The sequence below is a fragment of the bacterium genome (assembly GCA_021372775.1).
Classification (GTDB): Bacteria; Acidobacteriota; Polarisedimenticolia; order J045; family J045; genus JAJFTU01.
In genome coordinates this window covers 1-7,536 of record JAJFTU010000201.1, presented here as the reverse complement: position 1 = coordinate 7,536, position 7,536 = coordinate 1, and the positions used below count along the sequence as shown (strand labels likewise).

7 protein-coding genes are annotated in these 7,536 nt (G+C 74.3%); 6 read left to right on the top strand and 1 reads right to left on the bottom strand.

Features of this window, described 5'->3' with window-relative positions; all coding sequences use genetic code 11:
- From LLG88_07095 to LLG88_07075, 5 genes are all read left to right on the top strand, one after another.
- Positions 1 to 565, top strand: a 565-nt coding sequence (locus LLG88_07095) for a YitT family protein (protein MCE5246672.1), incomplete at its 5' end; no start/stop codon positions are given.
- Positions 562 to 2,004 carry a bifunctional metallophosphatase/5'-nucleotidase gene (locus LLG88_07090; GenBank protein ID MCE5246671.1) on the top strand — a complete coding sequence of 481 codons (1,443 nt, stop codon included), beginning with the start codon at positions 562 to 564 and terminating at the stop codon, positions 2,002 to 2,004. The genes LLG88_07095 and LLG88_07090, both read left to right, overlap by 4 nt.
- Positions 2,001 to 2,720, top strand: a complete 720-nt coding sequence (locus LLG88_07085) for an RNA pseudouridine synthase (GenBank protein MCE5246670.1) — start codon at positions 2,001 to 2,003, stop codon at positions 2,718 to 2,720. Before LLG88_07090 ends, LLG88_07085 begins: the two co-directional genes overlap by 4 nt.
- Positions 2,721 to 2,892: 172 nt before the next feature.
- Positions 2,893 to 3,636, top strand: a complete 744-nt coding sequence (locus LLG88_07080; protein MCE5246669.1) for an ABC transporter ATP-binding protein — start codon at positions 2,893 to 2,895, stop codon at positions 3,634 to 3,636.
- Between the two features lie 198 nt (positions 3,637 to 3,834).
- A complete protein-coding gene (locus LLG88_07075; GenBank protein MCE5246668.1) occupies positions 3,835 to 4,872 on the top strand; it encodes a beta-lactamase family protein in 1,038 nt (345 codons plus the stop codon).
- Positions 4,873 to 4,933: 61 nt separating this feature from the next.
- On the opposite strand, the gene LLG88_07070 is transcribed toward LLG88_07075, so the two are convergent.
- The gene (locus tag LLG88_07070; GenBank protein MCE5246667.1) at positions 4,934 to 6,082 is read right to left on the bottom strand and encodes a hypothetical protein; all 1,149 of its coding nucleotides are present in this window, start codon (positions 6,080 to 6,082) and stop codon (positions 4,934 to 4,936) included.
- Between the two features lie 216 nt (positions 6,083 to 6,298).
- Here LLG88_07070 and LLG88_07065 point away from each other — a divergent pair.
- A partial coding sequence (locus LLG88_07065) for a M20/M25/M40 family metallo-hydrolase (GenBank protein MCE5246666.1) occupies positions 6,299 to 7,536 on the top strand: 1,238 nt, incomplete at its 3' end.

Sequence of the window (7,536 nt, the reverse complement as noted above, 5' to 3'; positions counted from 1 at the left end):
CTTCGGCGGCGCGCTGGTCGGCGTGGGGAGCGCGGTGGCGCTCAAGTCGAGCGGATCGCTCGGCGGCTTCGACATCCTCGGCGTCTACGTCAGCCGGCGGTTCGGGGTCGGCGGGGGGGAGGCGCTCCTCGCGCTGAACGGCGGACTCGTCGTCGTCACGGCGCTGATCTCCAGCGCCGAGCTGGCGATGTACACGCTGCTCGGCATCGTCGCGACCAGTTGGGCGCTCGACGCGATCCAGGCGCCGCGCCCGCGCCGCGCCTTCCTCGTGATGACGCGCCGCCCCGGCCCGATCCAGGACCGCGTGCTGCGGCAGATGGGGCACGGCGCGACCGTCTTCGACGCCCGCGGCGCCTACACCGGCCAGGAGGTCACCGTGCTGCTCTGCATCGTCAGCCGCCCGGAAACGAGCGAGCTGGCCGACATCGTGCGCGAGGAGGATCCCGACGCCTTCGTCGCCGTGCTCGCCGCGCCCGAGGTCTTCGGCCGCTTCCACACCCCGAGCGCCGGCGCGATGCTCCGCCGCCTCGCGGCGAAGCCGGCCGTTCCCGGGGAGGAGGCGTGAACCGCGCGCGGCGTTGGGCCGCGGCGCTCCTCTGCGCCGCGTGCGCCGCGGCCGCCGCGTGGGGCGCGCCGCTCAAGGTGCTCGTCACCGGCGACATGCACGGCTGGCTCGAGCCGCAGAATCGCGGCGCGCGGCGCGTCGGCGGCGCGGCGGAGATGCTCGCCCGCTGGAAGACGGCGGAAGGGTACGTTCCCGCCTCGTTCCTCGTCCTCTCCGCGGGGGACGTCGCGACCGGCCCGGCTCTCGCGACCGTCTACGACGGCAAGCCCGCGGTCGCGGCGATGAACCTGATGGGGTACGACGTCAGCGCCCTCGGCAACCACGAGTTCGACTTCGGCCGCGCGGCGCTCGACGAGCTGCGGCGCGAGGCGCGCTTCCCGTTCGTCGCCGCCAACATCCTCGGCGAGGACGGCAAGCCGGCCTTCCCGCAGTTCGCGCTGATCGAGGAGCAGGGGCTGAAGATCGGCGTCGTCGGGCTCTACACGATGCAGCCGCACCAAGCCTCGCACTTCGACGGGCTGACCGTCGAGCAGTACCAGCCGGCGCTGCGGCGCGCCGCGGCGGCGGCGAGGGCCGCCGGGGCGCAGGTCGTGATCGTCCTCGGCCACGCCTCGCAGCGGGACATGCGGCGCCTCGCGCGCGAGACGAAGGACCTCGGCGTCGCGCTCTTCGTCGGCGGCCACACGCACGAGTTCCGCTGCGAGCGGGCGTGGGGCGGCGGCGCGTGGTTCGTCAACGCGGGGTCGAACTTCGGCGGCTACGTGCGGATCGACCTCGACGTCGATCCGAAGACCGGCGCCGCCGACGTGCTCGACGTCAAGGCGGTCGAGATGGTCGAACGCGCCGACGCTCCCGCCGATCCGGCCGTGCGGGCGGAGATCTCGAAGTGGGAGACCCGGCTCGCCGCGGACTACGGCGAGGTCGTCGCCTTCAGCGCGCGCGGCGTGGACGACGGCTGGCCGGTCTACAACCTCGTTTCCGACGCGCTGCTGGAGCGGGTTCCGGCGGCCGACGCGGCGATCGTCAATCCGCACGGCGTGCGGCAGGGGCTGCCGCCGGGGCCGGTGACGCGCGGGACCGTCGTCTCGCTGCTGCCGTTCCGCAACGAGCTGCGGCTGGTCGAGATCGACGGCCGGCGGCTCGCCTCGTTCCTGCGCCGCCCGAAGCCGGGCGCCGTCTGGGGGCTCGGCGGCCTGCGCTGGGAAGGGCGCCGCTGGCTGCTGGCGAAAAGCGGCGCGCCGCTCGACCCTGAGGCGCGCTACAAGATCCTCGTCACGAACTACATGCTCGAGAGCATGGACGGCCTGACGGGCCTCACCGGGGAGCTGATAGCGGAGGACTACCGCCGCCCGCTCTACGCGTGGTTCGCCGCGCACCCGACCTCGCCCGAGCGGCCGCTGGAGTCGCTGGTCGATCCGGCGCCGCGCGTCGCGCCGTGATCGCCCGCCTCCTTTACGCCGACGAGCGGCTGCTGGCGGTGGACAAGCCGGCCGGCCTGAGCCTCGCCACGAAGCGGGCCGACCCCGGCGCCGCCGCGGCGCGACTCGTCGCGGCGCTCCCCGCCGCGGAGCGCGAGGGGTGGGGGATCGATCCGGCGGCGACGCTGCTCGTCCACCGCCTCGACGTGACGACGAGCGGCGTCGTCCTGCTCGCCCGCGACGAGGAGATGCACCGCGCGCTCGCGCTGGCCCTTTCCGAACGGCGGCTGCGGAAGACCTACCTCGCGGTCGTCTGGGGCCGGCCGCGGCCGGCGAACGGCCTCTACGACGCGCCGCTCGGCCCCGACCGCCGCGACCGGCGGCGGATGCTCGTCGATCCCGCGGGGCGCGCGGCCCGCACCCGCTACGTCGTGCGCGGGGCGGGCGCCCACGCCTCGCTCGTCGAGCTCCATCCGGAGACCGGGCGGACCCACCAGATCCGCGTCCATCTCGCCGCGGCCGGGCATCCGATCGTCGGCGACGACCTGTACGGCGGGCCGCGCCAGCGCGGCGTGCGCGACCCGGAACTGCGGCGCGCGCTCGATCCGGGGAGGACGCTGCTCCACGCGTGGCGGCTCGAGCTGCCGGATCTCCTGGGGCGCGGCGAACTGATCGTCACCGCGCCGCCGCCCCCCGACTTCGCCGCGGCGGTCGCCGCGCTCGGCTTGGAACTCTGAGGCGGGCGCGCCGCCGCGCGCGTCCGGCGCGGCGCCGCGCGGCGAGCGGCCGGATCGGGGAGGCCAGCGGTCGGCCGGCGCGTCGCGCGCGGCCCGGCCGCGGCCGTATCCTTGCCGCAGCGAAGAACGCCCGCGCCGCGCGCGGGGCGTCCGCTCGCGAGGTGGACCATCGATGACCGCGACCAGCGCCGCGCTTGAAGCCCAGCCCTCCTCCGACACGATCATTTCCCTCCGCGGCGTGACGAAGGTCTACGACGCCGGGGAGAACGCCGTGCACGCGCTGCGCGGCGTGGACCTCGACGTGCGGCGGGGGGAGTACCTGGCGATCATGGGCCCCTCCGGCTCGGGCAAGTCCACCTTGATGCACATCCTCGGCTGCCTCGACGTCCCGACCGCGGGCGACTACTGGCTCGCCGGGCGCGAGGTCTCGCGGCTCAGCTCGCGCGAGCTCGCCGACGTGCGGAACCGCGAGATCGGCTTCGTCTTCCAGAGCTTCAACCTGCTGCCGCGGGCCACGCTGCTGCGCAACGTCGAGCTGCCGATGCTCTACGGCGGCGTGCCGCGCGTCGAGCGGCGCGACCGGGCGATGGCGGCGCTCGATCGGGTCGGCCTCGCCGGGCGCGTCAAGGCGGTGCCGACGCAGCTCTCCGGCGGACAGCGGCAGCGCGTGGCGATCGCCCGCGCCCTCGTCAATTCCCCTTCGATGATCCTCGCCGACGAACCGACCGGGAACCTCGACTCCAAGACGGGGAAGGAGATCCTCGAGCTGTTCGCCGAGCTGCACGCGCAGGGGCACACGGTGGTCCTCGTCACGCACGATCCGTCCGTCGGCGCGCGGGCCCGCCGCGTGATCCGGATCGTGGACGGCCTCGTCGCCGCCGACATGAACGGCGGCGACGTCGTCGCCGAGGCCTAGCGGGCAGCCGCCCTTCGACGCGGCCGCGCGCCGCGTCTCTGGTCGCGCGTGGCCGCCCTGCGGCGCGGCTGCATGCCGCGTCTCTGGTCGCGCGTGGCCGCCCTTCCGCGTGGCCGCGCATCCCGTCTTCCGTCGCGCGCGTCGTCGCGCCGGCCGCCCCTCGGGCTATCATCGTCCGCGGCGGAGGGACGTCGTGCGATGCACCGTTGGCTTCTTCTGTTCGTCGGGCTGCTCTCCTGCGCCGCGCTCCCCGCGGCCGGGGGACCGCGCGTGACGCGGCGCGGACTCGCCGCGGCCGCGCGCTACTCGGCGGCGCGCGGCGGGCTGTCGCTGATCGTCTGGCGCCGCGGCCGCACCGTCCTCGAACGCTACGACAACGGCGGCTCGGCCAAGGAGCCGGTGCGCCTCGCCAGCTGCGTGAAGAGCCTCTGGGGGCTCGCCGCGGCCGCGGCGGCGCAGGACGGCCTGCTCGACCTCGACGAGCCGGTCGCGGCCACGCTCGGCGACTGGGCCGACGACGAGGAGAAGAAGGCGGCGACGGTCCGCGAGCTGCTGTCGATGACCGCCGGCGTCGTCCCCGGCGGCGACGTGATCTACGACGACGCGACGGCCGACGTCCGCGCCGCGGCGCTCCGGCTGCCGTTCGACGCCGCGCCGGGCGCGTCGTTCCAGTACGGCCCGGCGGGGATGGAGCTGTTCGGCGAGATCCTGGCGCGGAAGCTCGGCCCGCGCGGCGAGACGCCGCGGGCCTACCTCGAGCGGCGGCTGCTGCGGCCGCTCGGCGTCGCCCCGGCGGAATGGCGCGAGGACGCCGCGGGGCATCCGTGGATGTCGAGCGGGGCCAAGCTGACGGCGCGCGGCCTGCTGCGGATCGGCCGCCTGGTCCTCGGACAGGGACGCGCGCGCGGCGCGCGGATCCTCGACCGCAAGGCGCTGGCGCAGCTCTTCAAGGGCAGCGCCGCGAACCCGATGTACGGGCTGACGTTTTGGCTCAACGCCGGCGCGACGCGGAAGGACGCCGTCGAGGTGGACGTCGAGAACGCTCTCGCCGAAGGGCGCGCCGTGGACTGGGGACGCGCCTGCCTCTCGCGCGCCGCGCCGCCCGATCTGGTGGCGATGGTCGGCTCGTGGAACCAGCGCCTCTACGTCGTTCCCTCGCTCGGCCTCGTCGTCGTGCGCCAGGGGGCGGGGGGCGACTTCCGCGACGCCGATTTCCTGCGGCTGCTGCTGCAGTGAAAAGAAACGCCCGCCGGAAGCCCGGCGGGCGATCTTCGAAGAACGGCCGAAGGGCGAACGCTCAGTCCTTCGCCGCCTTGCGCGTGGCGAGGAGCAGGAACGACTTCCCCGGGTGGGAGTAGCCGATGAGGAACGGCAGCGGCTTCCCCTCGCCGGCCTCTTCGACCGCCCGCGCCAAGTCGGGCTGCTTGTACCCCTGGAACGCCTTCGTCGTCGGGGTCGAGAACTTGCCGTAGAAGTGGAAGTCCCAGCGGTCCTTGCGGAACGCGCGGTACGGCATCCCCGAGTCGTCCTGCAGCACGGCGTCGCTGTTGTCGAGGATGAAGTTCTTGGTCACGGTGAACGACGGGTCGTGGAGGATGAACGACGCCGCCTTGAGGAAGCTGTTGAACGGGCCGAGCGCCTTCAGGAACGGGTAGAAGCCGGGGCGCTTGGACAGGTTCTTGTCGGCGAGGTCGATGCGGAAGTAGTAGAGCTCCTGCACCCGCTCGCTCCCCTCGTCGCGGAAGCGGATCCGCACGCCCTGGACCAGCTCGCGGTCGGTGCGGCTCGGCGGAATCTCCTGCAGCTTCCCGTCGGCGTCGATCTGGATCATCGTGCGGTCCACGATGTGGTGGCCGGAGCGGACGAGGAAGATGTAGAGGATCGGCATGACCCCCTTGAGCTCGGTGTGGGTCAGGTCGGCCGACATGTCCTTGGTGACGAAGAAGCTCTTCCCCATCGACGTGCGCAGCGCGATCCGCAGGCCGTTCAGGCCCTGCGCGAGCGCCTCTTCCTTCATGTTCTCCGGCGGCGGGACGTTGCCGACCCACTCGAGGCCGGCGAGGTAGTACGCCGGGGCGTCGGGGAAGAGGACGTTGGCGCCGATCGCGTCGGGGCCGCCGAAGAGATAGAGCAGCGGCTTCTTCGCGTCGATCTTCGGCCAGACCTCGCTCTTGGCCCAGTCGGTCATCTTGTCGAGCCGCGTGTCGAGCCGCGCCCAAGCGTCGTTGACCGCCTTGGCGTGCGTCTTGAACATCGCGGTCTCTTCGAGCGACTTGAGCGGCGAGCCGTCGGAGACCGGCAGGCCGGCGAGGAGCCGCGCCTGGTCGTCGGCGGTGGACGAGGAAACCTCGCCTTCGGCGCGCGCGGCGGACGGCGCGAGCGCGACGGCGACGGCGGCGGCCGCGGAAACGTGGCACAGCGCGCGAACGAAAGAACGAATCAGCATTGTTGACCTCAGTGGCGGCCGGACATTCGGGGCCGGCCGTTTCGGGGGCGGATTCTACTCCACGCGCCCCGCCCACGCGTGCCGCGCGGAGAACGATCGCGGGAACTCCCGGCGCCGCGCCGCGCGCCCCTCCCGCGGCGGGAGCGCCGCGGCCGGCCGCGCGGCATCATGTGGGCGCGGGCCGCCTCCGCCGCGGCGCCGCGCCGGAGGACCGTGATGACGCTCGTCCGCTTGGCGACCGCGCTGGTCGCCGTGGCCTCCTCGCCGCTCGTTCTCGCCGCCTCGCCCGCGCCCGCCGCGAAAGGAACGCCGCTCCCGCGGGCGGTCGAGGCGGTTTCCGCCGCGTCGGCCTACGAGACCGTCGCCAAGCTGAGCTCGCCCGAATTCGCCGGCCGCCGCACCGGCGCGCCCGGATTCATGGCCGCGGCGCGCTGGGCCGCCGCGCGGCTCCGCGAGGCGGGGCTCGCCGCGCCGGCCGACGCTCCCGACTATCTCGAGCGGTTCCCGGTCGAGTTCTCGACGCCGACCGCGGAGCGGATGGAGCTCCTGCCGGCGGACGGCGGCGCCCCGCGCGAGCTGAAGCCGTTCAAGGACTACCTCGCGCTGCTCTACTCCGGCACGGCGGACGTGACCGCCGAAGTCGTCTTCGTCGGCTTCGGGATCACGGCCCCGGAGATGGGGCGGGACGACTACGCCGGCGTGGACGTGAGCGGCAAGATCGTGATGGCGCTGCGCGGCGCGCCGGCCGACGGCCGCGACTGGAGCGCCCACGACTCCCACCGCGCCCGGACGGCGGCGGCGAAGGCCCACGGCGCCGCGGGGTACCTCTTCGCCGAGTCGGCCGTCGCGAACCCGAACGGCGCGGCGGTGGAAGGGCTGGCGATGGCCGCGGTCTCGGAGGAGATCGCGGGCGACATTCTCGCGCCGTCGAAGCTGAAGCTGGAGGAGTTGCGCCGCGTCCTCGCCAAGGGGGGCTCGGCGAGCCTCGCGACCGGACGGCGCGTCCATCTCGCCGTGGCCGGGGGCGCCCCGGTCAAGGGAGAGGCGGCGAACGTCGTCGCGCTGCTCCCGGGAAGCGATCCGGCGCTCGCGGGGGAGTACGTGCTCGTCGGCGCGCACCTCGACCACTGCGGCGATTGGCCGGAGCTGCTGCCGGGCGCCGACGACAACGCCTCCGGCTCGGCGACGGTGCTGGAGATCGCGCGCGCCGCGGCGCGGCTCGCGCCGCGTCCGCGCCGCACGATCGCCTTCGTCCTCTTCGCGGGGGAAGAGGCGGGGCTGCTCGGCTCGAAGCAGTTCGCGGCCCGTCCGCCGCGCGGACTCGGCCGCTGCGTCGGCGTCTACAACCTCGACATGGTCGGGGCCGGCAACGGCGCGTTCGTCTCCGGCGGCGACAACTTCCCGGAGCTGCTGCGCCGCCTCGTCGAGGCCCGCGACCGCCAAGGCTCGCCGCT

Coding starts and splice junctions, on each gene's coding strand:
- LLG88_07075 (MCE5246668.1), top strand. CDS start 3,835: ATGCACCGTTGGCTTCTTCTGTTCGTCGGGCTGCTCTCCTGCGCCGCG.
- LLG88_07080 (MCE5246669.1), top strand. CDS start 2,893: ATGACCGCGACCAGCGCCGCGCTTGAAGCCCAGCCCTCCTCCGACACG.
- LLG88_07070 (MCE5246667.1), bottom strand. CDS start 6,082: ATGCTGATTCGTTCTTTCGTTCGCGCGCTGTGCCACGTTTCCGCGGCC.